General features: G+C 72.3%; 15 protein-coding genes and 3 pseudogenes. 11 read left to right on the plus strand and 7 right to left on the minus strand.

Annotation, left to right across the window (positions count from 1 at the left end; translation table 11 throughout):
* Positions 1-129: 129 nt before the first annotated feature.
* From aspS to DNK56_RS01265, 4 genes are all read left to right on the plus strand, one after another.
* Complete coding sequence (aspS, locus tag DNK56_RS01250; RefSeq protein ID WP_111329861.1) at positions 130-1,911, plus strand: aspartate--tRNA ligase; 1,782 nt, start codon at positions 130-132, stop codon at positions 1,909-1,911.
* A gap of 234 nt (positions 1,912-2,145) precedes the next feature.
* Positions 2,146-2,934: a L,D-transpeptidase family protein gene (locus DNK56_RS01255; RefSeq protein ID WP_111329864.1), complete on the plus strand. Its 789-nt coding sequence runs from the start codon at positions 2,146-2,148 to the stop codon at positions 2,932-2,934.
* A gap of 110 nt (positions 2,935-3,044) precedes the next feature.
* On the plus strand, positions 3,045-3,695 hold the full coding sequence (locus DNK56_RS01260; RefSeq protein ID WP_199563942.1) for a response regulator transcription factor: 651 nt from the start codon (positions 3,045-3,047) through the stop codon (positions 3,693-3,695).
* Positions 3,692-4,903 carry a sensor histidine kinase gene (locus DNK56_RS01265; protein ID WP_111329870.1) on the plus strand — a complete coding sequence of 404 codons (1,212 nt, stop codon included), beginning with the start codon at positions 3,692-3,694 and terminating at the stop codon, positions 4,901-4,903. Before DNK56_RS01260 ends, DNK56_RS01265 begins: the two co-directional genes overlap by 4 nt.
* On the opposite strand, the gene DNK56_RS01270 is transcribed toward DNK56_RS01265, so the two are convergent.
* The gene (locus DNK56_RS01270) at positions 4,837-6,306 is read right to left on the minus strand and encodes a VWA domain-containing protein (protein ID WP_199563923.1); all 1,470 of its coding nucleotides are present in this window, start codon (positions 6,304-6,306) and stop codon (positions 4,837-4,839) included. The two genes, DNK56_RS01265 and DNK56_RS01270, sit on opposite strands and share 67 nt — an antisense overlap.
* A 268-nt stretch (positions 6,307-6,574) precedes the next feature.
* On the opposite strand from DNK56_RS01270, the gene DNK56_RS01275 reads away from it, so the two are divergent.
* On the plus strand, positions 6,575-6,982 hold the full coding sequence (locus DNK56_RS01275) for an RNA-binding S4 domain-containing protein (RefSeq protein ID WP_111329873.1): 408 nt from the start codon (positions 6,575-6,577) through the stop codon (positions 6,980-6,982).
* Between the two features lie 26 nt (positions 6,983-7,008).
* On the opposite strand, the gene DNK56_RS01280 is transcribed toward DNK56_RS01275, so the two are convergent.
* Positions 7,009-7,866, minus strand: a complete 858-nt coding sequence (locus DNK56_RS01280) for a hypothetical protein (RefSeq protein WP_111329876.1) — start codon at positions 7,864-7,866, stop codon at positions 7,009-7,011.
* 122 nt (positions 7,867-7,988) lie between these two features.
* On the opposite strand from DNK56_RS01280, the gene DNK56_RS01285 reads away from it, so the two are divergent.
* The gene (locus tag DNK56_RS01285; RefSeq protein ID WP_111329877.1) at positions 7,989-8,405 is read left to right on the plus strand and encodes a hypothetical protein; all 417 of its coding nucleotides are present in this window, start codon (positions 7,989-7,991) and stop codon (positions 8,403-8,405) included.
* Between the two features lie 101 nt (positions 8,406-8,506).
* Complete coding sequence (locus tag DNK56_RS01290; RefSeq protein WP_111329878.1) at positions 8,507-9,637, plus strand: MerR family transcriptional regulator; 1,131 nt, start codon at positions 8,507-8,509, stop codon at positions 9,635-9,637.
* Positions 9,638-9,862: 225 nt separating this feature from the next.
* Here the strand turns inward: DNK56_RS01290 and DNK56_RS01295 are convergent, their stop codons facing one another.
* On the minus strand, positions 9,863-10,960 hold the full coding sequence (locus DNK56_RS01295) for an IS4 family transposase (protein WP_241989713.1): 1,098 nt from the start codon (positions 10,958-10,960) through the stop codon (positions 9,863-9,865).
* A 147-nt stretch (positions 10,961-11,107) separates the two neighbouring features.
* Positions 11,108-11,530 carry a universal stress protein gene (locus DNK56_RS01300; protein WP_111329879.1) on the minus strand — a complete coding sequence of 141 codons (423 nt, stop codon included), beginning with the start codon at positions 11,528-11,530 and terminating at the stop codon, positions 11,108-11,110.
* Positions 11,531-11,768: 238 nt separating this feature from the next.
* Between DNK56_RS01300 and DNK56_RS35685 the strand changes: the two are divergent.
* From DNK56_RS35685 to DNK56_RS36640, 4 genes and pseudogenes are all read left to right on the plus strand, one after another.
* Positions 11,769-12,053: pseudogene (locus DNK56_RS35685) on the plus strand (IS200/IS605 family accessory protein TnpB-related protein); the annotation flags it as partial.
* Between the two features lie 224 nt (positions 12,054-12,277).
* Positions 12,278-13,474, plus strand: a complete 1,197-nt coding sequence (locus DNK56_RS01310; protein WP_111329880.1) for an IS110 family transposase — start codon at positions 12,278-12,280, stop codon at positions 13,472-13,474.
* Between the two features lie 15 nt (positions 13,475-13,489).
* Positions 13,490-14,839, plus strand: a pseudogene (locus DNK56_RS01315) (IS200/IS605 family accessory protein TnpB-related protein); the annotation flags it as partial.
* A gap of 269 nt (positions 14,840-15,108) precedes the next feature.
* Complete coding sequence (locus DNK56_RS36640) at positions 15,109-15,303, plus strand: DUF6126 family protein (protein ID WP_111329881.1); 195 nt, start codon at positions 15,109-15,111, stop codon at positions 15,301-15,303.
* On the opposite strand, the pseudogene DNK56_RS01330 reads toward DNK56_RS36640, so the two are convergent.
* The 3 genes and pseudogenes from DNK56_RS01330 to DNK56_RS01340 form a co-directional block, all read right to left on the minus strand.
* Positions 15,260-16,941: pseudogene (locus DNK56_RS01330) on the minus strand (NAD-binding protein). The gene DNK56_RS36640 and the pseudogene DNK56_RS01330 sit on opposite strands and share 44 nt — an antisense overlap.
* A 37-nt stretch (positions 16,942-16,978) precedes the next feature.
* Positions 16,979-21,865: a DNA repair ATPase gene (locus tag DNK56_RS01335; RefSeq protein ID WP_111329882.1), complete on the minus strand. Its 4,887-nt coding sequence runs from the start codon at positions 21,863-21,865 to the stop codon at positions 16,979-16,981.
* Between the two features lie 97 nt (positions 21,866-21,962).
* Positions 21,963-24,062: a flotillin family protein gene (locus tag DNK56_RS01340; protein WP_111329883.1), complete on the minus strand. Its 2,100-nt coding sequence runs from the start codon at positions 24,060-24,062 to the stop codon at positions 21,963-21,965.
* Positions 24,063-24,095: the final 33 nt, after the last annotated feature.

Consider the following 24,095-nt stretch of genomic DNA (forward strand, 5'->3'; position numbering starts at 1 on the left):
GGGGTGAAGGGCAGTGGTGTGGATCTGCGGACGATCCCGACGCGGACAATGACAATGAAACGCTTCGGTCGCGGGCGGTAGCCTGGGAGGGCTGAATTCTCCCCAACCGCGAAGACTGGATGAACGACGATGCATCGGTACAGGTCCCACACCTGCGGCGAGCTCCGCGCCTCTGACGTCGGCACCGACGTCCGGCTGAGCGGCTGGCTGCACAATCGCCGAGACCTGGGCGGCATCCTCTTCATCGATCTCCGCGACCACTACGGCCTGGTGCAGCTCGTCGCCCGCCCCGGTACGCCGGGCAACGAGGCGCTGGCGAAGCTCACCAAGGAGACCGTCGTCCGCATCGACGGCAAGGTCTCCGCGCGCGGCGAGGAGAACGTCAACCCCGAGCTGCCGACCGGCGAGATCGAGATCGAGGTCTCCGAGGTCGAGGTGCTGGGCGAGGCCGGTCCACTGCCCTTCACGATCAACGCCGAGGACGGCGTGAACGAGGAGCGGCGCCTGGAGTACCGCTTCCTGGACCTGCGCCGCGAGCGCATGCACCGCAACATCATGCTGCGCTCCGCCGTCATCGCCTCGATCCGCTCCAAGATGGTGGCCCTCGGCTTCAACGAGATGGCGACGCCGATCCTCACCGCGACCTCGCCCGAGGGCGCCCGCGACTTCGTCGTCCCGTCCCGGCTGAACCCCGGCAAGTTCTACGCGCTGCCGCAGGCCCCGCAGCAGTTCAAGCAGCTGCTGATGATCTCGGGCTTCGACCGCTACTTCCAGATCGCGCCCTGCTTCCGCGACGAGGACGCCCGCGCCGACCGTTCGCCCGGCGAGTTCTACCAGCTCGACGTCGAGATGTCCTTCGTCGAGCAGGAGGACGTCTTCCAGCCGATCGAGAAGCTCATGACCGAGCTGTTCGAGGAGTTCGGCAACGGCCGCCACGTCACCTCGCCGTTCCCGCGCATCCCGTTCCGCGAGTCGATGCTCAAGTACGGCAACGACAAGCCCGACCTGCGCGCCAAGCTGGAGCTGGTCGACATCTCCGACGTCTTCGCGGACTCGGAGTTCAAGGCGTTCGCCGGCAAGCACGTCCGCGCCCTCCCGGTGCCGGACACGGCGGGCCAGTCCCGCAAGTTCTTCGACGGCCTCGGCGAGTACGCCGTGGAGCACGGCGCCAGGGGCCTGGCCTGGGTCCGCGTCGGTGAGGACGGCGCACTGGCCGGCCCGATCGCCAAGTTCCTCACCGAGACCGACGTCAAGACGCTCACCGAGCGCCTGTCGCTGGTCCCCGGCCACGCCGTCTTCTTCGGCGCCGGTGAGTTCGACGAGGTCTCCAAGATCATGTCCGCCGTCCGCGTCGAGGCCGCCAAGCGCGCCGGCCACTTCGAGGAGGGCGTCTTCCGGTTCTGCTGGGTCGTGGACTTCCCGATGTACGAGAAGGACGAGGAGACCGGCCGGATCGACTTCTCGCACAACCCCTTCTCGATGCCCCAGGGTGGCCTGAAGGACCTGGAGGAGAAGGACCCGCTGGACATCCTCGCCTGGCAGTACGACATCGTCTGCAACGGCATCGAGCTGTCCTCCGGCGCCATCCGGAACCACGAGCCCGAGCTGATGATCAAGGCGTTCGAGATCGCCGGCTACGACCGCGAGACCGTGGAGCGCGAGTTCGCGGGCATGCTCAAGGCGTTCCGCCTGGGCGCCCCGCCGCACGGCGGCATCGCGCCGGGTGTCGACCGCATCGTGATGCTGCTGGCCGACGAGCCGAACATCCGCGAGACCATCGCCTTCCCGCTGAACGGCAACGCCCAGGACCTGATGATGGGCGCGCCCACCGTCCTGGAGGAGACCCGGCTGCGCGAGCTGAACATTCAGCTCCGCAAGCAGGCCGCTCCCGCGAAGGACGCCCAGAAGTAGCAGCACCCGGAATCAACCGCGCCACCTCCCGCAGTACGCGGTTTCACGTGAAACAGCCCCCGGCCGCCAGTGGCCGGGGGCTGTTCGCGTGACGGGCCGCGATCGGTTCCGAATAAGCACACGAATCACCTGAACAGCTACATCCGGATGGACCGCTCCCCGGATTGGGCGGCTGCGCGGGCGGCAATGACTGGGTGGGCCGACACCGGAGCACCGACCGCTGAGGAGCCCGCCGTGCCCGTGCCCCCTGCGCACGCATCCCCGCGACTGCCGCACGCCGTCTGCTCCCTGGTCCTGCTGGCGCTGGTCACCGGCTGCGGAGCGGCCGGCTTCGCCGGTACGGGGACGAGCGACGCCCTCGCGGAGCGGGTACCGGTCAACGGCGTACCGGGGCCGCCCGGAGCCGTCGCGGCCTCGCCGCTGCCCACGGAGATCCCCGGCCTGGGGCCCCGGACACGGGCGGCGATCCCGGCCGGTGCGCGGCAGGCGTTCGTGGTGACCGGCGACTCCCCGGACTCCAACCGCTCGACCGCCGTGCTCTACACCCGCGACGGCCCGACGGGTCCGGGCTGGCGGGCCTCGCTGGGGCCCTGGCCCGCCCACAACGCCCTGAACGGCTGGACCGGCGAGCATCTGGAGGGCGACCTGCGCTCACCGGTCGGCGTCTTCACCCTCACCGCCGCCGGGGGCCGCCTCGCACCCCCGGACACGGCGCTTCCGTACGACCTGAGCCCCGCCTTCGCCGTGACGGGCGACGGCTTCCACGGCGAACCGCTGGAGGGCTCCTTCGACTACGTCGTCGCCATCGACTACAACCGCGTCCCCGGCACCTCGCCGCTCGACCCCACCCGTCCCCTCGGCCCGGAGCGCGGCGGCGGCATCTGGATTCATGTGGACCACGGAGGGCCGACCCAGGGCTGCGTCTCGATCACCGAGGACCGGATGAAGCAGCTCCTCGGCGTACTGGACCCGGCCCTGGCGCCCGTCGTCGTGATGGGGGACGCGGCGTCACTGAGCCGCTGAGAGGCAGGCTCCGTTTCCGAGCCGGGGGCTTCGGGGCAGGTCCCGTTCCCGCGACGACCATGCATGCTGGGAGGGAGCTGACACGCATGCACGAGGCAGGGGACATCACGATGCGGGTACTGGTCGCCGAGGACGAGGAAATCCTCGCGGAGCTGGTCGCCACCGGACTGCGGCGGGCCGGCTTCGCCGTCGACACCGTCTACAGCGGCGACGCCGCCCAGGCGTACCTCGGACTGCACGACTACGACGTGGTCGTCCTCGACCGCGACCTGCCCCGGGTGCACGGCGACGACGTGGCCCGCGAGCTCGTCGCCTCCGGCTCCCGGACCAGGATTCTGATGCTCACGGCCGCCGCTTCCACGGAGGACCGGGTCGCCGGTCTCGACCTGGGCGCCGACGACTACCTCAGCAAGCCGTTCGAGTTCCCCGAACTGGTCTCGCGCGTCCGGGCCCTGCGGCGGCGCACCGCCCGGCCCGTACCGCCGCAGCTGGAGCGGTACGGCATCCGGCTCGACACCGTACGGCGGTCGGCGAGCCGGGACAGGCGGGACCTGTATCTGTCGCCCAAGGAGTTCACCGTGCTCCAACTGCTCCTGGAGGCGGACTGCGGGACGGTCGGCGCCGAAGAGCTGCTGGAGCGGGCCTGGGACGCCAACACCGACCACCCCGGGGTGGTCGTGGACTGCGTGGGCAAGCTGTGCGAGAAGCTCGGCGAACCGGCCGTGATCCGCACCGTCCAGGGCGTGGGGTACGCGCTGTGAAGCGGCCGGCCCGGCTGGCGCACTCCACGATCCGGACCCGCATCGCCCTCGTCTACGGCGGGGTCTTCCTCATCCTCGGCACGGCCCTGCTCGCCACCGTCAACCTGGCCTCCCGCGCCGGTACCGACTCGCAGGCCCGCGCCATCGCGGAGACCGCCGCCGTGGTCCAGCCCGGCTATGCGGTGAACGGCCCGCTGGTCAGCCGCCGCCGGCTCGGTCCGCCGACCGTCTACGACCTCACCGACCACGTCAGCGACGCGGCCGGACACCAGCTGCTCATCTGGTCGGCGGCAGCGCTGCTGGTGATGACGGCCTGCGCGGTGGGCGTCGGCTGGTGGACGGCGGGCCGGGTGCTGCGGCCCGTCCACGCCATGACCGCCAAGGCGCGCAAGCTCTCCGCGCACACCCTCCACGAGCGGATCGCCTCCAGCGGGCCCGACGACGAGCTGAAGGAGCTGGGCGACACGCTGGACGCGCTGCTGGCCCGGCTGGAGAAGGCGTTCGACAGCCAGCGGCGGTTCATCGCCAACGCCTCCCACGAGCTGCGCACCCCGCTGGCCACCCAGCGCGCGGCGATCCAGATCGGCCTGGAGGACCCGACGCCGGAGGACCTCGTACGCACCCGGCAGACGCTCCTGGACAACAACCGGCGCAGTGAACGGCTCATCGACGGGCTGCTCGTCCTGGCACGCAGTGAGCGGGGGCTCGACAAGAGCGAGCGGGAGCCGGTGGATCTGGCGCGCGTGGTGGCCGAGGAGGCGGCCCGGCATCCGGGCGTCCGGCTGGACACCCAGCCCTGCCCGGTGCGCGGCAACCGGCAGCTGCTGGCCCAGCTGGTGGCGAACCTGCTGGCCAACGCGGTGACGTACAACGTGCCGGACGGGAGCGTGTCGGCGACGGCGGTGCCGGTCGGCGGCGGGGTGCTCCTGGAGATCCGCAACACGGGGCCCGTGGTGGAGGCGGCGGACATCCCCGGCCTGTTCGAGCCGTTCCGCCGGGGCGAGGGCAGGGACCGGATGGGGCCGGGGTCGGGCCTCGGCCTGTCCATCGTGCGGTCGATCACCATGGCCCACGACGGTACGGTCACGGCGGTGCCGGGCCCGGAGGGCGGGCTCGCCGTGACCGTACGTCTGCCGGCCGGTCAGGAACCGTCGGCCGTGCCGCGCCCGGCGACCCAGGCGGGGAGCGCCGCGAGGAGCTCGCGGTAGAACGCGGTGTCCGCGACCTCGCGGGGGGCGGGGCCGGCGTGGAGGAAGCCGGTGTTCGGGGCGTCCAGCTTCCGCAGGAAGTCGAAGCCCTTGGCGTCCTTCTCGCCGAACGCGACGAACTGGAAGAACAGCGGCAGCCTCGCCGCCTCGTCGAGCGCCTGGCGCGCGGCCTGGCGGGCGTCCGGCGGGCCGTCCGTCTGGAACACCACCAGGGCGGGGCCGGTCGAGCCGGACGCCTCGTAGTGCGCGACGACCTCCTCGACCGCGCGGTGGTAGTTCGTCCGGCCGAGCCGGCCGAGGCCCGCGTTCAGCTCGTCGATCCGGCCCTCGTGGCCGTCGAGCCCGACCGTGCCGGTGCCGTCGATCTCCGTCGAGAAGAACACGACCTGCACGGTGGCGCTCTCGTCGAGGTGTGCGGCGAGCGCGAGGGTGCGGTCGCCGAGGTGCTGGGCGCTGCCGTCCTTGTAGAACGGCCGCATCGAGCCGGAGCGGTCCAGGACCAGGTAGACGGTGGCCCGCAGCCCGGTCAGCCCGTGCGCCTTCAGCCCGGCCTGCGCGGCCTTGTACGGTCCGGCCAGCTCGGGCGCCCGCGCCTTGACCTTGGCGAGGGACAGCGCGGGCTTGCCGGGGGCGGCCGGGGCGGGGGCGGCCGGGGCCGCCTCGGGCTCGGGCTCGGGCTCCGGCTTCGGGTCGATGTCGATGGTGATCGCCGCAGGCACGGCGGCCTCCGGCTCCGGCTCGTCCACGGGCTCGGGCTCGGCGACGGGTGCCGGCTCGGGGACCGCGCTCGGGGCGACCGGCTCGGGCTCGGCGACGGGCTCGGGCTCAGGGGCCGGGGTCGCGGCGACAGGCTCCGGGGTTGCGGCCTCCGCGACCGGCTCGGGTGCGGGCGCCTCCGCCACCGGCTCCGGGGCGGCGGCCTCTGCGGCCGGTGCGGCCGTCTCGGGCTCCGCGACCGGTTCCTCCGCAGCGTCGGCCTTCGCGTCCGCGTCGACCTCCGCCTCCGCCTTCGCGGGCGCCTCCGGTTCCGCAGGAGTCACGACCTCCGTGTCCGTCTCCGAGGTCGCGGTCGGGGCCTCCGGTTCCGGGGTGGCCTCCGTGTCCGCCGATTCGCGCGGGCCCTTGCCCTGGGCGGGGACCGTGGGCGGGGTCGGGTTGTCGAATGCGGCCGCGACCAGGTCGGCCGCCGCCCGTTCGCTGTCGTCCGACGACGCGGGAGCCGGGACCGAGATCCGGACGGGCGTCTCCGTCTTCTCCTCCGCCGCCGGCTCGTCCACCGTCACCGACTCCGGCTCTGCGGGACGGGAGCGATCGCCCTGGGGCGGGACCGTGACCGTGGTCGGCTCGTCCTGTTCCGTGCGGTCACGGCCGAACACCTTGCGCAGCAAGCTCCGAATGCCCATGGGCGAGCCTTTCGCATGAGTTGGTTGCGATGAATGTCCGTACTGCGGGAATTGATCCCTGGCCAGGGCGGATACGTAAGGTTAGCGGCCGGATCAGGACTCCCGGCGGCACGGCCCGCATGTGGGACCGCGGAGCCGTCGGCCGGGCACGGGGCGGGTCCGGGGCGCGGGTACGGGCGTTGACGGAACCCGCACGTCACCTGCGTGGCGGGGGCGCGGAGTTGACGCGGGGGCGGGCCGGCCGCCCGTACCGCTTACAGTCGGACGCATGGTTTCCGGTGAGGCTCCGCAGACGGAGGGCAGTGTCCGGGTCGATGTCTGGATCTGGTCGGTCCGGCTCACGAAGACCCGCGCGCAGGCCGCTGCCGCCTGCCGGGCAGGTCATGTGAAGGTCGCGGGCGAACGGGCGAAGCCCGCGCAGTCGGTGCGCGTCGGCGACGAGGTGCGGCTGCGGCACGCGGGCCGGGACCGGATCGTCGTCGTGTCCAGGCTGGTGAAGAAGCGGGTGGGGCCGCCGGTGGCCGCCGAGTGCTTCGTCGACAACAGCCCGCCCCCGCCGCCGCGCGAGGCGGCCATCCAGATCCCGGTGCGCGACCGGGGCGCGGGCCGGCCGACGAAACGCGACCGCCGCGAGATGGACCGGCTACGCGGACTGGGCCCCGGCCCCACGGACTGACCCGCCGCACCGGTCCCGCCGCCCCCTCACCCCGGTCGCCGCGTCCGGTACCTCGCCGCCGTCGCGCACACCGCCGCCGCCACGCCCACGCCGAGGACGATCCACACCGTCGTGCGCAGGGAGGCGGTCAGCGCGTCGTAGACCGCCGCCGCGGCGGCCTTGTCGCTCGCCGGGACCTCGTTCAGGACGCGGTTGCGGGCCAGGGCCAGCAGACCGCGCAGCAGCAGCGCGCCCAGCGCGAATCCGGCGCCCGTGACGGCCACGGTGCGCAGGCCGCGGGCGGGGCCGCCGCGCAGCCAGGACACCGCGATGACGAGCAGCGCGAGGACGAGCGTGCCCGCGGCCGGCCAGACGCTCGCGGCGCGCAGCCACCGGAAGGTCTGCCGCAACTGGTCCGCGCGGTCGGCGGAGACCAGCTGGATGTCCGTGTGCTGGACGGGAATCCGGTCGGCGAACGGCACCCCGTTGTCGACCAGGTTCTTCTTCACCTTCTCCGTGACCGGCGCCAGGTCGATGGTGACGCTCTCGCCGCTGCTGCCGTCCAGCGCGGCGGTGACCGTCTCGTGGGCCGTGCGGTTGGCCGCGGTCCAGGCGGCCCGGAAGGCGTCGGTGGTGGTGAAGGAGCGCACGGCCTGGTGCAGGAACTCGCGGACGGTGGACTGGAGCGGCCCCACGTCGATCTGCTTCATCGCGTTGTCGGTGATCAGATCGGCGACGGTGTCCCGCACATCGGAGTCGTCGGCGAGCGGGGCGACGGCGGCCACGTACCGGTCGGTGTCGTCGATCTCCAGATCGACCCAGGCGGACAGCGCGGCGAGCGGCACCAGGACGGCCAGCAGCACCAGCAGTACCGCCGAGAGGGCCACCGAGAAGTACGTCCGCACCTCTCCAGGGAATCCCGGATGGCGGCGCCGCGCTCCGGGCCCTGGGCCATCCGAGTTGCCGGACGGGCCGTCCAGGTGTGCCCTGGAGGGACAGCGGGGGGTGATGGAAGGAGCTCTCTGCCATGGCCTCACACGCTTCGGCGCAGGCGCGCGGAAGGCACGCGTCCCCCCGGAACCGCCCCGGTACGACCCGGCACCATCCCGTCATGAGCTGGGCCGTTCCGGCCACGCTCGGGCTGATCCTGGGCTGCTACGCGACCGCCATCGTGCGCGGCGGCGGGGTGCTCACCGGCACCAGGCTGGCCCTCGGCCTGGTCTCCGGCGCCGTGCTCGCCGTGCTCTGCTTCGGGCTCGGCCGGATTCAGGACCGGCTGCCGCGCGAACTGCGGGCGGCCGCGTACGGGGTGCTGACCGGCGGGTCCATCGGCTTCCTGTACAGCCTGTCCGGCGCCAGCATCCTGGCCGCATCGATGCTCGGGGTGTTCCTCGGAATCGGCGGACTGCTCACCGCGTACTACTACTTCTACACACACGAGTAGCCCCGCGCGCCCCGCGCCGCAGGCGCTCGTCGTCGATCCTTGACCTTCTCCACGGGGGAAGGCCAAGGATCGAGTGTGCCGGGGCGGGAAGTCCGCCCGGTATGGGGAGGCGTGCGGTGACGACGGACGACGGGCGGGGGCGGGGCCCCGGTGCGGCACTGGTGACGATCGGGGCGTTCGCCCGGCTGTCCCGGCTGTCCGCCAAGGCACTGCGCCGCTACGACGAGCTGGGCCTGCTGCCGCCGGCCGTGGTCGATCCGGTGAACGGCTACCGGTACTACGACCCGGCTCAGGTGCGGGCGGCCCGGCTGGTGGCCTGGCTGCGCCGGATCGGGATGCCGCTCGCCCGGATCAAGGAGGTGATCGCGCTGGAACCCGGCGCGGCCGCCGCGGCGATCCGGGCGTACTGGGCGCGCGTCGAGGCGGAGACGGCGGCCCGCCGTGACCTCGCGGCCTTCCTCATCGACCAGCTGTCGACGGAGGACGTCATGACATCGGTGGGCACACTCGGAATCCGCTACGCGGCCGGCACCGACACGGGTGCGGTACGGCCGGTCAACCAGGACGCGGTCTACGCCGGCGCCCGGCTGCTCGCGGTCGCCGACGGGTTCGGCGAGAGCGGGGCGGGGGCGAGCGCGGCGGCGATCGAGGCGCTGAAGCCGGTCGCGCCGGGGGCGGTACCGGCGGCGGAGCTGCTGAACGCCCTGCACGACGCGGCGGAGCGCGTCGCCCTCGCGGTACGGGAGGCGGTCGCGGGGAGCGGCGGCAGCGGGGCGCCGGAGGAGTCCGGCACGACGCTGACCGCGATGGTGTGGACGGGCTCGCGGCTGGGCCTGGTGCACATCGGGGACTCGCGGGCGTATCTGCTGCGCGGGGGCGAGCTGTTCCGGATCACGCACGACCACAGCCTGGTCCAGTCGATGGTCGACGACGGCTCGCTGACGGAGGAGGAGGCGTTCTCGCACCCGCAGCGGGCGATGCTCCTCAAGGCGCTGTCCGGGGACGGCCCGTACGGCGGGCCCGACGTGGACGTCCGGGACGCGCGGCCCGGCGACCGCTATCTGCTCTGCTCGGACGGGCTCTCGGCGGTCGTGGACGGCGGGGAGCTGGCGCGGGTGCTGGCCGCGGCGGACGGGCCGGGCACCGCCGTGCGCGGGCTGATCGAGCTGGCGCGGGCGGCCGGCGCGCCCGACAACGTGGCGTGCGCGGTGGCGGACGTCGTGGAGCTGTGAGCACGGGGTGGGCCCCCGCACCACGCGTGGCAATGCCGTTGCTTTAGGGGCTACTGCCATCTGTGGTTCAGGGCGATGGTGACGGCTGGGCGGTGCTGGCTGGCGGGTTCGTCGGATGCCTTGCTACCAAAGGGGGTGATGCACGATTTCAGCTTCCGTGGGCAGTCACGTGACCGCCGTCGGGGCAGCAAGCCTCTGGTGATCTCGACCAGGCCGAGGCGACGGTCACGTCTGCGCGCTGAGGGGGGAAAAGCCGCCCGGTGCGATCACCGAGCGGCGGACAACGTGCAGGGCCCGGGTGAATGAGGTCCGCTCCGGCGGGCACTGCGCGATGCGGGAGGCTTCGACGAGCAGGTCCCGGGTGGCGTGGTGGACGATCAGGTGGGCGAAGATCTCTTGGCGGACGCCGTCGGGTGTCTGTGAGCGGAGGACAGGTCTGTCGCGCTGATGGGTCTTGATCTCGTCGAAGACGAGCTCGATCTCCCAGCGTCGCGCGTACAGTTCTGCGAGCTCGGCAGCCGGGTACTTCTCGTGGTCCATCAGACTGGTGATCAGCCGGAGCACCTCGGCCTGGCCATCGATCCGGTACTCGACCACCCTCACCAGGGCCGGCGGAGCCTTGACGGTCCCGGCCGCTTTGCTGTGCTTGTTCGCCTGGATTCGGGCCAGGTAGCTTCCGTCCGCGAGGACGTCTTCGACTCTCCGGGCCATCCGCCGTTCCGTCCGCCACAGCAGATGGGCACCCCGCTCACGCAGTCGGTGCCAGCGGGCCAGGCCCCAGAATCCGCGATCAGCCAGGAGCAACGTGCCGGTGCCGACATGCCGCTCCAGTTCGTCGGAAACGATCCGCTCCGAGTCCTTCCAGCCACCGATCACCGCGTCCAGCACGGCATGCGAGGAGCATTCCGCCACCGCGACCACACGAGCCATCGGATAGCCCATGGGACTGCGCTGGGAGCCGGACTTGCCGAAGGTTTCCCGGTTCCCGGCCGAGTCGGGCACCGCCAGCAGCATTCCGTCGACGGCCAAGACGCTCAGATCGTGAAAGAGCTCGGGGCCATGTCTCTGCGGCCGGGCTATCGCGCGAAACAGATCGCGCATCACCGTCCACCCCAGTCTCTGCCTGGCCCTGGTCAGGGAAGACTTGTTCACCCCCGACCACGACCTCAGCCCCGGCTCACCCGCCTTCAACAGGCGCAGAACCTCCAAGTAATCGACCCGCGGGAACAGGCAGAGGGCGAGAACGAAGTACACGGTGAACCGGGCTGACAGCAGGCGACGGCGCTTCTCCCCGCACCCCGCCTCGGCAACGACACGGTCCACCAGCTCAGGCGGACACGACCGGGTCAAGATCCCCAACCCCAGGCGCTCCAAGCGCGACACCAACACGAACGGCCTAACGCGCTGGGCACCTCTAAAGCAACGGCATTGCCACGCGTGGTGCGGGGGCCCACCCCGTAATGCCGTGAGTCAGTTGCGGACGACGGTCACCGGGCACGAGGCGTGCTGGGTGACGTGCAGGCTGACCGAGCCCAGCAGGGTCGCCTTGAAGCCGCTGTAGCCGCGGGCGCCGACGACCAGCAGGTTCGCGCCCTCGGAGCGGTCGAGGAGGGCCTGCGCCGGGTTGCCGATGACGACGACCTTGCTGACGGCGGCGGCGCCCGCCGCGCCCAGCGCCTCCTCCAGCGTCTCGGTGAGCGACACCGTGGCCATGGCCTGCGGGTCGAAGTCCTCCGGCAGGCCCGGCATCATCGACGCCCAGCTGGTGGCGGGGTACTCCCAGCTGTTGACGGCTTCCACCGTGTCGCCGGTCAGCTCCGCCTGGCGTACGGCCCAGTGCAGTGCCCTGACCGACGGCTCGGAGCCGTCGACGCCCACCACGATCCTGCCCATTTCTGCCTCCAGCTGGGTTCTGCGGTTGTGCTCGCGCGTTGCTCGCATTGGTGCTCGCATTGGTGCTCGCATTGGTGCTCGCCTCACGCCTTCCCGTACGACTGTATTCAAAACGGGCCAAACGGCGATTCTCGGGGTCTCGCCGGATTGAACGGACGGTGCAGATGTTCTGATGCCGAATGGGTGACCTTGTCGGAAGCCGGTCGTTGTACTGGGTGATGGGGCGGAGGTGTGGTTGATGGGTGGCGTGCGGGAGTTGGTGTCGCCGTTCGTGGTGTCTGGGCCTTCGGGGGTCGCGGTGCGGGACCGGCTCAAGCGCCTCACCGCCGAGGACGAGCGAGTATTGCGGGCTGGTGGCGCGTATCAGGGCGGTCTGGCGTCGAGGGATCTGAAGGCACGGTGTGCAGACGGTTTGGATCACGGTGCCGAGTCCTGGGCTGTGCGTAAGCGGGGTCTGACTGGGCTGTCGTCGTCGAGGATCGCCGGGGCGATCACGAAGGCGTCGCATGATCAGTGGGCTCTACCTTCTTGATCGGGTTGATCGAGCCATTCGTAGGGTTGGGTCGCCCAGGGGTGCTGGGTGTGGCTATCAGTGGGCTGCCGTTTCGTGGCTACCATCGCTTCGCCGCCCGGCGCCCCACGACGACTCGGCCGCCGATTAGGAAGTGCGAACAAGTCGCTGTGTAGAGCAATGCCGGCGAGGTCGTCCGTGGTACGAACAGCACGCACACGTACGTCAGGAGCACGATGAGCCGGATATGGGCGGGGATCGACAGTGGCAAGGGCCATCATCACGGCCTCGCGCTGGACGCCGGGGGCAAGACCCTGCTGTCGCGGCGGGTCGCCAACGATGAGCCCGAGCTGCTGAAGTTGATCGGTGACGTCCTCGACCTGGCCGACGGCCGCCAGGTGACCTGGGCCATCGATATGACCGGCGGGGAGCCCGCGCTGCTGCTGGCTCTGCTGATCAACCACGGCCAGGAAGTCCTTTACATCCCCGGCCGTCTGGTGAACCGGGCATCCGACGGCTACCGCGGCGAGGGCAAGACCGACGCCCGCGACGCCTACGTGATCGCCGACCAGGCCCGGATGCGTCGTGACCTGCGGCCCATCCGCCCCGGTGACGAAGCCGCCATCGAACTCAAGCTGCTGACCGGACGCCGTGCCGACCTGGTCGAAGACCGCACCCGCGTGGTGAACCGGCTGCGCGGCACCCTGCTGAGCATGTTCCCGGCCCTTGAGCGTGCCTTGGACGTGACCAACACCGGCCCGCTCAGGCTGCTGACGGGCTGCCAGGCTCCGGCCGCGATCCGCCGCGCCGGGACCGCGCGGCTGACCAAATGGCTGGCCAACCGCAAGGTCCGCAACGCAAGAGCCTTGGCCGAAACAGCAGTTGAGGCCGCCGAGCGACAGCACACCGCCGTCCCCGGGGAGAAGACCACCGCCAAGCTGGTCCACACCCTGGCCGAGGAGGTGATGGCCCTCAACGAGCAGATCTCCGAGATGGACAAGCTCATCGAGGGCCGGTTTCGCGAGCACGAACTCGCCGACATAGTCCAGAGCGTCCCGGGCATCGGCACCGTGCTCGGTGCCGAGTTCCTCGCCGCTATCGGCGGCAGCCTGGACGACTTCGGCTCCCCGGACGCCCTGGCGGCCTTCGCCGGCGTCGCCCCCGCCCCTCGCGACTCGGGCAAGGTCAGTGGCAACCTCCACCGGCCGCTCAATTACCACCGAAGACTCCAGCGCGTCTTCTACACCTCCGCGCTGGTCAGCGTCCGCTACGACCCGAACTCGCGGAAGTTCTACGACCGCAAACGCGCCGAGGGGAAGAAGCACGTCCAAGCCGTGCTCGCCCTCGCCCGCCGACGCGTCAACGTCCTGTGGGCCCTGATCCGTGACCGACGGTGCTATCAAGTCACACCCTCAGCGACTGCGGCCGTTTGACAACAGCATTAGGAAGCGCTGGCCCGGCGGTGCCTGGCCGCGCATATCCGCAGCCTGGAGGCCGGGATCAGGACCCTCAGGCACCGGCTGTCGCTCCCGGTCGGAGCCAAAGGCACGACGCGTGCGGCGGGCGGATATCGGTCCAGGGGTGAGTGGTTCCAGAAGTCGCGTCGCCTCAAAGCCTTGGAGGACAGGCTGGCGGCTGCCATTGCGGACTGGCGGTCGGGGCGGGTACGGGTCGTGCGGGGCGGGAAGCGTCTGTTGAACACGCGCCATCATCTCGCCGAGGCCGGGCTGAGCGAGGAGGCGTGGCGTCAGCGGTGGGAGGCGGAGCGGTGGTTTCTGGCGGCGGACGGCGAGTCGGGGAAGCGGTACGGGAACGAGACGATCCGCGTCACTCCGGAGGGCCGGGTCAGTATCAAGCTCCCCGCCCCCTTGGCTCACCTGGCCAACAGCAAGCATGGCCGCTACACCCTCACTTCCAGGGTCGCCTTCGCGCACCGGGGTGCGGAGTGGGCGGACCGTGTCGGGGCGAACCGTGCTGTGGCCTATCGCATCCATTACGACACCGGGCGGGGGCGCTGGTATCTGACCGCGTCCTGGCAGAAACCAGTCGTGCGGACCGTTCCGCTGGAAGCCGCGCGGGCCGGGGGTGTGATCGGGGTGGACACCAATGCCGATCACTTCGCCGCCTACCGCCTCGACCTCCATGGCAACCCGGTCGGCAACCCCCGCCGCTTCCCCTACGACCTCAGCGGATCGGCAGGGCATCGTGACGCGCAGGTCCGCCACGCGCTCACCCGCCTCCTGCACTGGGCCACACGGTCCGGCGTCACCGCGATCGCCATCGAGGACCTGGACTTCGGGGCGGAGAAGACGCGGGAGAAGCACGGGCGCAGGAAGCGTTTCCGGCAGTTGATCTCCGGCCTGCCGACCGGCAGGCTCAAGGCTCGGCTCGTCTCCATGGCGGCCGAACACGGTCTCGCGATCATTGCGGTCGACCCGGCCTACACCTCGATGTGGGGTGGGCAGCACTGGCAGAAGCCGCTGACCACACCCCACCGCAGAATGTCCCGTCACGATGCCGCCGGTATCGCGATCGGGCGACGCGCCCTGGGACACCCGATCCGGCGTCGGACGACACCGCCCCGTGCGCACCAGAGCGATGCGCACGGGCATCGGACCGTCCAGGCCGACCGGCGTGTCCTTGGGCGTGAGGAACCCCGCCCCCGTATCCCCGGACCACGGACACGATCCGTGCCACCGGACACGGCGAGAACGCGGGCAACCAGGACACCCAAAACCGTTCGGGATGTCCGCAGTGAGCAGGAATGGATCCAGGACTCACTCCTGCTCGCTGAATAGGAACGGTCGGTGGTGACGTCCCCGAAGGGCGCCCGTGTCATTCACCGCCGAGACGCATGTCCGCCTTGCCCGGCCCTCCTGTGATCTCGCTGCCGCCGAGCGGTTCTGGATGGAGGAACCCGGATGGATACCGGCTGGTCCTGTGCCGCCGGAGCTGGCGGCCGTAGCCACGCTCGGGCCCGCGCCGGTCCCGGGGCCAGGGTGCGACCAGGCGGATGCGTACCCTGGACGGGCGGCGGCCGCAGGGGCCCCCGGCGAACGGAGGGACCATGAGCGGCACCGGCACGACGAGCGAGGGCACGGCCGGCACGGCCCGTACCGAAGCCTCACCGGCCGCCGGCGGCACCGAGCGCTGGAAGGAACGGGGCGTCGCCCTGCGCGTAGGGGTCTACGTGTTCGCCACGCATCTGTTCGCCGGGTTCATCTGGGTTCTCTTCTACGTGGGTGAGCACGCGAAGAAGTAGCGCTCCCGCGCAGCAGCTCGGCCAGGCCCCGGCGGGTCGCCGCGATGATCACGCGGTCCGTCGGGCGCAGCACGTAACCGGGGTGGAGGTTCCACACCAGGGCGCCCTGCTCCGCCGTGCCGGTGGCGGCGGGGTGCGGCGGGGCGACGTCCAGCGCGAGCACCCGCCACGCACCCGAACGGAACGCCTGTTCCACCGTACGGCCCTCCAGCTGGGGATGCCCGCCGACCTCGATCGCCGCGAACAGGAGCACCTTCCGCTCGACCGGGATCGCCCCCAGGATCTGCCGGCCCATCATGGCGACCGCGAACGACGGACCGGCCAGATGGGACACCGAGCGGGAGCGGGTGATGGCCTGCGGGTGGGCCGTGCGCAGGGTGCGGTAGACGGCCGTGGCGAACTCGTCGTCGAACAGCCGCACCGTCACCCGGAGGTTCGGCTTCAGGGAGCGGGCGTAGAGCGCGGCCTCCAGGTTCGTCGTGTCGGCGCTGGTCAGCGCGAGGAGCCCGCGCGAGCGGCCGATCTTGGCCGCCTCCAGCACGCCTTCGTCCGTGACGTCACCGAGGACCACCGGCACATGCAGCCGCCGCGCCACCGGGATGCCGCGCGCCTCCGGGTCCTCCTCCACGCAGACCACCGGCACGCCCAGCTCCCGCAGATGCACCAGGACACGGGTGCCGATCTTGCCGAGGCCGAGCAGCACCACATGGCCGGACAGCCCGCGCGGCGGACGCCGCAGCGAGGAGGCGCTGCGCAGCGAGCCGAACATTTCGAGGACCCCGGCCACCAGCAGCGGCAGCAGCATCAGGCCCGCGACGCCGGAGAGGATCTGGATGATCTGGCGGGCGGTGGGCTCACCGATGGCCGGGTCGCCCATGGCGAACAGGTCGAGCAGGGTGAGGTAGGCCGCGTGCAGGGCGTCGTCGCCCGTGGTGACCGACGAGGCCACCGCGAGGCCGAGGACCGCGAGGCCGACGCCCAGCGCCGACCAGCGCAGCCGGCGCGAGAAGAACTGGCTCAGCGGGGCGCTGCGGCCGCCCATCCGAGGCTTGGGGGCGGCCGAACCGGACTGGGTGACCGTCTCCAGGACGACCGTGCCGCGCCCGGTGGCGGCGGCGATCTCCGCAGGGCCCGGCAGCAGCTGCGGGCCCTCGGCGCCGCTGCTGTCGGAGCCCTCCGTACCGGCCGGACGCACGGGTTGAGCCGGCGGGCGGTGAGCGCGGCCCGGATGTTGCGCTCGTCGTCGTCGTAGACGAGGGCCACCGCCGAGGCCCGCGCGATGCCCGCCTCCTCCAGCGACTCGTCGGACGGCTCGGCCGCCTGGAGGATGCGCACCGGCTCGACGCCGGCGTTGGTGTCCCCGTCCGAACCGTGCGGCAGGCCGCCGCCGTTGCGGTTCATCGCGGACGCCATCCGGCCGAACAGCGCGGCGGCCCGGCCGCGTCCGTTCAGCGGGGCGTCCGGCCGGGCCGCCGCGCCCGGCTCCGGCGGCACGACCAGGGTGACCCGCTCCCCGTAGACGTACCGCAGCTCCACGGCGAGCCGCTGGGCGAGCGCGTCGTCCCCGCAGACCACCATGTGGCCGGAGAACGGGGAGGGTTGGGGTTGCTGGGGGAATGAGGACACGTGGCCCAGCATGCCTTGCTCCCTTCCGGTGATCGGCGGCCGCCCGGGGTCAGCGGTCCTCGGGGTGCCGCGACAGGAGGTGGCGCGGGTCGGCGGCGCGTCCGATCGCCGTCTCCACGGCCGCGATGCGGTCCGCGAGCAGCCCGAGCGCGGCCACCGCACGGGTCATCGGGTCGCCCTCCGGCCCGCCCAGCGCCTGGGTGCGGACGTACGAGGCGCAGAGCGCGGCCCACCGTTCGGCCTGCGCGGGGGTGAGCGTGCCCCGCAGGGCGGCCAGCTTCAGCAGGGCCGCCTCGGCGCCGCTGGTGAGGGTCTGCGCCTCGCCCGCGTAGTGGTCGTCCACGACGGCGGACAGCTCAGCGTCGTTCATCACGGGCGCGATCCGCTCCGCGATCCGGTTCATGTTGCGGTACGAGCCCTGGAGCCGGAAGGGCGGTTCGGTGCGGGTGGCGTCGGTCTGCGCGGCCGAGGCGATGTACGCGGCGTTGACCGCCAGCACGGTGTCCCTGGCCCGCAGCAGATGCCGCAGTACGGCGGTGATCCGCTCCACCTCGGCGGCCGGGTAGGGGTGTTCGAGCTGGTCCGGGCGGGCCGCGGGGTCGCCGGCGGCGAGCCGCAGCAGCAGCGCCAGGTCGTCGCGGGAGCGGCCGGCGAGCGGGGCGAGGACCGGGTTGGCGGTGAGCGCGTTCTCCACGAAGCTCAGCGCGAAGACGTCCTCGCGGCCGGACAGCACCTCGCCCAGGTTCCACACGTCGGCCCGGTTGGCGAGCATGTCGGGCACCTGGAACCGCTCGCCGGACTCGGTGTACGGGTTGCCCGCCATGCACACCGCGAACCGCTTGCCGCGCAGGTCGTAGGTGCGCGGCTCACCGTCCCGTACGCCCTCGACGCGGCGGGTGGCGTCGCAGAGCGGGATGAACTTCTGGAGCAGTTCCGGCGAGGTGTGCTGGATGTCGTCCAGGTAGAGCAGGGTGTTGTTGCCCGCCTCCAGCGCGAAGTTGATCTTCTCGATCTCCTGGCGGGCGGTGGCGCTGCCCGCCTGCGCGGGGTCGAGCGAGGTCACGTCGCGGCCCAGGTTCGGCCCGCTGATCTTGACGAGGACGAGCCCGAGCCGGTCGGCCACGTACTCCATGAGCGTCGTCTTGCCGTAGCCGGGCGGGGAGACCAGCAGGAGCAGGCCCTGCGAGTCGGTGCGGCGGTCGGCGTCGGCGGTGCCGAGCTGCTTGGCGAGGCTGTCGCCGATCAGCGGCAGATACACCTCGTCCAGCAGCCGGTTGCGGACGAACGCGGACATCACGCGCGGGCGGTGGTCGTCCAGGCGCAGCCGGGCCCGCTCGGCGGCGACCAGCGCGGTGCGGCGGCGCTGGTACGCCCGGAACCCGGGCACCGCGGTGGTCCGGAACTCCTCGGTGCGGGAGAGGAGTTCGTCGATGCGCACGGTGAGCCGGCCGCGTTCGACGCGCGGGTGGACGCCCAGCAGCCCGTCGACGGTCTCGGCGAGCGGCGCGTCGGCCTCGTACCGGTCGAGCACGCCGGGCGGGCACAGCTCCACGGCGACGGCCTCCGCGAGGTCCCCCGGGTCGAGTTCGGTGCCGCTCGCGCCCGCGTACGAGGTGAGCCAGCCCTCCACGAGCTGGCGGCGGGCGGGCAGGTCGTCCGCGAGGGCGGCGAGGTCGTCGTCGTAGCCGGAACCGCCCGCGGCGTGCCGGAACTTGTCCAGGAACGCGCGGACCGCGGCGGCCGTCGCGAAGCCCTCGGGTCCGCAGGTCAGCTCCTCGAAGAGGTACGCGGCGACGGGGCCGGTCCGCTCGCCGGGGATCGCCCGCGCCCACTCCTCCTGGAGCGCGGCGACCGCCGGGGCCGGTCCGAAGGTGTCGCGGGCGCGGGCCAGCGAGCGGGCCCGGCGGGTCCAGGAGGCGCGCAGCTCGTCGTCCGGGCCGTGGGCCCAGAACAGTTGCGCGGCGGCCCGGACGTCCGGCGGGAAGCGGAGCAGCCCGGCGCCCGCGTGCAGCCGCAGCAGGGCGGCCAGGATCGCGGTCGCGTCCTCGTCGTGGACGCCGCGCTGATGCCCCTCGTCGTACGCGGCCGCCGCCGACTCGCGCACCAGCGCGGCCAGTTCGGTGCCGTCCAGGGCGGCGAGCCGGTCGGCGCCGTGCTCGGCGAGGAGACGGGCGGCCAGATGCTCGCTCCGGTAGACGAGCGGCGACTCGGAGGGCAGCGTGCGGTCCCAGTACGGGCGGGTCGCGGCGAACTCCGGGTCGGTGACCGGCATCCGGTAGTCGGTGCCGGTCACCGCGAATGACAGCCCGTCGTCCTGCGGCACCAGCGTCAGTTCGAACGGCTGGGTGTTCACCGCGAACCGGTGCCGGCCCAGCCGGATCACCGCCCCGCCGTCCGTGTACAGCTCGCCGCGGTCGCGCAGGGCCCGGCCGGCCTCTTGGCGGGCGGCGAGCAGCTGCCCGTCCAGCTCCTCCGCCCGCACGGTGTCGCCGAGCGCGCGCAGCTCGTCGGCGGTGCGGCGGAGCTTGGCGACCATCGGGTCGGAGGCGAAGTAGGTGTGGACGGCGTCCGCGTCGGGAAGGGCGGTGCTGCGGCGGGCGACCGTCTCCAGGACGCGCGCGGCGGACTCCGCGAGGCGCTCGGTGCGGCGCGCGAGGGCGTCCTGCAGACTCTGCCGGCGCGCCGAGAACGCCTCGTACACCTCTGTGCGGCGCTCGCCCAGTTCCGCGAGGAAGTCGTCGAACTCCGCGAACCTCGCCTCCAGGTTCTCCAGCTGGAGCAGCAGCCTGGCCAGCTGCTCGTCGCAGGAGTCCGGGGTGTCGGCGGCGGCCAGCGCGGCCGTGACGGTCTGCCCGAGCAGCGCGGACTCGGCGGCGAACTCGGCCCGGCCCTCGTGGTCGGCCAGCTCGCGGCGGCGGGCCTCCAGCGTGGCGCGGGCCCGGTTGACGGCCCCGAGCACCTCCGCGATCCGCTCCAGGATCGACGTACGGACCACGCCGTCGCCGATGTCCAGACCGGCCACCACGTCCGTGACCGTGCTCAGCCCGTCCGTCATGCCGGCCAGCCGGTCCCCGAGCGCGGCGGCGTCCGTGACGGAGGCGAGCGCGGCGGCCTCCTCGGTGAGGCGGGCGATGTCCTCGTGGTAGCCGGCGAACGCGTCGTCCCTGGCCAGGAAGGCGACCGCGCGGCGGGCCGCCGCCTCGATGTCCTCGGTGGTGGCGGCGGTCAGCTCGGCGATGCGCGCGGTGTCCGCGTACCGCATCTCCGCGAGCGTCGCCAGATGGCCGTGCGCGCCGCGCAGTTCGGTGAGCCGCTCCACCCACTCGGCGGCGGTGCGCGGGGCCTCGCCCCGGACCCGGCGGACCAGCGCGGTGATGCGGTCGGCGGTCTCGGTGAGCGCGTCGGCGGCCTGCCGGGTCAGCTCCTGGACGGCCTCGAACTCCGCGACGACCTGGCGCGCGGTCTCCCGCAGCTCGCCCAGCGGACCGGCCAGCCCGCCCAGTTCGGGGTCGTCCAGCCAGTGGTAGCGGTCGCCGGCCCGGACGCAGTCGGCCACCAGCCGGTCGTACACGGCGGCGGTCGGCGCCGTCTCGGACGCGGCGTGCGCCAGCGCCAGGCAGTCGGAGATGCCGCGTACGAGGTCGGCGTTGCCGACGCGGGCGAGCGGCCCCTCGCCCGCCGGGCGGGACGCGGCGTACGTGTCGGAGACGTACGGGGTCTCCCAGCGCTGCAGCGGGTGCACCCGCGCCGCGCCGCCCTCGCCGCCCTCCACCGGGTCGCGCAGCACCACGAGCGTGCCGTCGTCCAGCAGGGCGTGGCCCCGGCCCTGGAGCGGGGTCGCGACCTCCTGGCGGATCACGTTGTACGGCAGCAGCAGGCTCCGGCCGTCCTCCCGGGAGCGGAAGACGTAGAGCACGTCCTCGCCGTTGGGGGAGCGCACCGCCTCCTCGAAGACCGGGTCGGTGAGCGGCTGCGCGATGTCGAAGGTCCTGGCCTCGCCGGTGGTCAGGTAGAAGCCGCCGGGGAAGATGATCCCCTGGTCCTCGGGGAGCCGCCGGCAGGCCGGGCCGATGCCGTCGAGGCGGGTGACCGTGGACAGCAGCGAGTTGTGGACGAGGTGGCGCCTGGTCTCCTCCTTGTACGGGCGCACCCGCAGCAGCACCAGCGGGCCCAGCTCGGCGTACTCCACCTCGGCGTCCGCCAGCGACTGGAGCGGTTCGGTGACCGGCTCCTCGTAGATTCCCTCCGGGCTCTCCGTGTCGTCGGCCGTCTTCACGGTCAGGGTGCCGCCGAGCGTGTCGACGTACAGCTCCGCCGCGGTGGGGAGCGCGATGTGCGGGTGGCGGCCCGCGACATGGCACTCGCGTCCGGCGGGGGTCCAGGTGAAGTCGTGCGACGGCGGGAATACGTGGTCGCGCTCGCCGCGTGCGTCGAGGAACGCGCCGGGGGAGCCGTCCGCGTTCAGCGCCCAGCGCAGCACCCGGATGTCGTCGGCGGTCTCGCCGGTACGGAAGACCGCGAGCAGCCGGCCCTCGGTCCGGCGCAGCCGCAGCAGCCGGGCGTCCCGGAAGTAGCGGTGCAGCCCGTCGAACTCGCGGACGAACGCGGCGTCGGTCAGCGGAGTGCCGGTGCCGGGCGCGAGGTCGGCCGCGTACAGCGCCAGGACGTCGTCGACGGCCGGTTCGCCGCGGTGGCCGGGCCCCCGCTCGAAGCCGAACAGCAGCTCGCCGCCGAGCGCGACCAGGTCGCGGGGGACGGCGGGGCGGGCCGTGCGCAGCTGCTCGCTGCCCAGCAGGCGCAGCCCGGTGGAGCCGAACGCCTCGGTGCGGCGGGCGTTGAGGGCGGTGGCCCGGCGGGAGAGTTCGGCGGCGTGGGTGCTCAGGCGGCGCCGCAGGACGTCGTAGTCCCCGGCGGTGGGAGGGGGCACGGTGTCCATGGGGTGGCTCCTAGCGGTGGTGTCCTTGGGCGGCCCGCCCGCCCCGCCCGGAGTTCGGGCCGGGCGGAGGCGGACGGGCGTGCGGGTGACGTGGCGGTCAGGCCACCGGCGTACCGTTCAGGCCGGCCGCCTTCAGACTGCCGACCGGGACGTCCGCGATGCCCAGCGACTTCGCGTGGTCCAGCAGGGCGCGGACCTGGTCCGCGCCGACGCCCGCGCCGGGCGCGGCCATCATCCGCATGAGCAGCGCCGACACCGTCAGGTTCTGCACATCGCCCGAGGACACCGACGACAGCACCCGCGTCAGGTCCTGCGTGAACGAGGACTCGCCGTCCAGCCACGGCCCGGCCAGCGCCTTCGCCGTGTCCGAGTTCGCGACGAAGCCGTCCAGGCTCTTGCCCATCGAGATGGCGGAGACCAGCCGGTCGAAGAAGACCGACTCGCCGCCGACGATGTCGATGTCCGCGTTCTCCAGACCCGTGGCCAGGACCGTCGCCTGCGCCTCGGCGACCTGCCGCTGCACATCGAGCCCCGCGAGCCGGATCTCCTTCTCGGCGGCCAGCCGCAGCCGGTACTCCTCGTGCCCGCGCGACGCGTCGTCGAGGGCCGCCATCGCGGCCGCCTTCTCGGTGAGGCCCGCGGCCTCGGCCTTCAGCTTCTCGCCGATCATCGCCGCGTCGGCCGTCGCCTGCGCCTGGGTGCCTTCCGCGTCGGCGAGGGCCTTGAGCCGGGCGCCCTCCGCCTCGGCCCGGAGCCGCGCGGACGTGGCCTCGGCCTCGGCGAGCCCGGTCTTCTCGATCACCTCCGCCGCCGCGTCCCGCACCTGGACGTCCGCCAGGCCGGGCGCCGCCGACTCCGCCTGGATGCCCTCGGCCAGTCGCAGCTTCGCCTGCGCGTCCAGGTCGGCGGTCTTCAGCCGGGCCTCGGCGAGCGTCAGCTGCTCGGCCGCCCGGTGGGTGGCCGCGGCCTCGGCGGCCTCGGCCGCCTTGATGTCCTTGACCAGCCGCTCCTGCGCCTCCGCCTCGGCGGCGATGATGACCGACTTGCGGGTGCGCTCGGACTCCTCGACCGCCCGCAGCGTCTTGATGGACTCCTCCTGCTCGGCGACCGTGCGGTCCACCGCGACGCGCTCGCGGATGACGTCGGCGACCTCGCGGCGCTCCGCTTCGACCTCCTTCGTCGCGGCGATGCGGTTCAGCTCGGTCTCGCGCTCGCGCCCGATGACCTCCAGCATCCGGTCCTTCTCGATGCGCTCGTTCTCCACCGCGATGACCCGCTCGCGGTTCTTCTGGGCGACGGCGATCTCCCGGGCCTGGTTCTCCCGCTGGATGCCGAGCTGCTCCTCGGTCCGGATGAACGCGGCCTGGGCGCCGAGGCGCTCCTCCTCCTGGACGCGGGCGGTCACCGCCTCCTCGCGGGCGCGCAGCGTCTCGACCTCGCGGCGCTGCTTGATCTCGGCCTCGGCCTGCCGGCGCTCCAGCTCCAGGATGGTCTCCCGCGCGTCCACGTCCTGACGGGTGATCTCCTTCTGCTCGGTGCGCTGGAACTCGTTGGTGCGCACGTGCTCGATCGCGGTCAGCTCGGTGATCTTCCGGATGCCCTGGGCGTCCAGGATGTTGGCGCCGTCGAGCTGCGCCAGCGGGGTCTGCTCCAGGAAGTCGATCGCCGCGTCGTCGAGGTGGTAGCCGTTCAGGTCGGTGCCGATGACGCGGATGATCCGGTCCCGGAACTCCTCGCGCTTGGTGTACAGGTCGACGAAGTCGAGCTGCTTGCCGACGGTCTTCAGCGCCTCGGAGAACTTCGCCGCGAAGAACTCCTGGATGGCGACCTTGTCGCTGGCGCGCTCGGTGCCGATGGCCTGGGCGACCTTGATGACGTCCTCGACCGTCTTGTTGACCCGGACGAAGAAGGTGATGTGGATGTCGGCGCGGATGTTGTCCTGGCAGATCAGGCCCTCGCGCCCGGTGCGGCGGATCTCGATCGTCTTCACCGAGATGTCCATGGACTCGGCCTTGTGGAGCACCGGCAGGACGACGGCCCCGGTGAAGGTCACATCGACCTTCTTGGTCTTGGAGATGATGAGCGCCTTGCCCTGCTCCACCTTGCGGAAGAGCCGGGTGACGATCAGCAGCACGGCTACGGCGATGAGCAGGACCACGGCGATGAGCAGGCCGAGGCCCAAGGAGATGGCTTCCATGACAGTCCTTGGCGGCTGGTGGTGCGGAAATGA

Origin of the sequence: Streptomyces sp. AC1-42W (genome assembly GCF_003248355.1) — a bacterium.
GTDB lineage: Bacteria > Actinomycetota > Actinomycetes > Streptomycetales > Streptomycetaceae > Streptomyces.

Coding starts and splice junctions, on each gene's coding strand:
- DNK56_RS01290 (WP_111329878.1), top strand. CDS start 8,507: ATGGGGAGGCGTGCGGTGACGACGGACGACGGGCGGGGGCGGGGCCCC.
- DNK56_RS36640 (WP_111329881.1), top strand. CDS start 15,109: ATGAGCGGCACCGGCACGACGAGCGAGGGCACGGCCGGCACGGCCCGT.
- DNK56_RS01270 (WP_199563923.1), bottom strand. CDS start 6,306: ATGGGCATTCGGAGCTTGCTGCGCAAGGTGTTCGGCCGTGACCGCACG.
- DNK56_RS01300 (WP_111329879.1), bottom strand. CDS start 11,530: ATGGGCAGGATCGTGGTGGGCGTCGACGGCTCCGAGCCGTCGGTCAGG.
- DNK56_RS01285 (WP_111329877.1), top strand. CDS start 7,989: ATGGCCTCACACGCTTCGGCGCAGGCGCGCGGAAGGCACGCGTCCCCC.
- DNK56_RS01310 (WP_111329880.1), top strand. CDS start 12,278: ATGAGCCGGATATGGGCGGGGATCGACAGTGGCAAGGGCCATCATCAC.
- DNK56_RS01260 (WP_199563942.1), top strand. CDS start 3,045: ATGCGGGTACTGGTCGCCGAGGACGAGGAAATCCTCGCGGAGCTGGTC.
- DNK56_RS01335 (WP_111329882.1), bottom strand. CDS start 21,865: ATGGACACCGTGCCCCCTCCCACCGCCGGGGACTACGACGTCCTGCGG.
- DNK56_RS01340 (WP_111329883.1), bottom strand. CDS start 24,062: ATGGAAGCCATCTCCTTGGGCCTCGGCCTGCTCATCGCCGTGGTCCTG.
- aspS (WP_111329861.1), top strand. CDS start 130: ATGCATCGGTACAGGTCCCACACCTGCGGCGAGCTCCGCGCCTCTGAC.
- DNK56_RS01275 (WP_111329873.1), top strand. CDS start 6,575: ATGGTTTCCGGTGAGGCTCCGCAGACGGAGGGCAGTGTCCGGGTCGAT.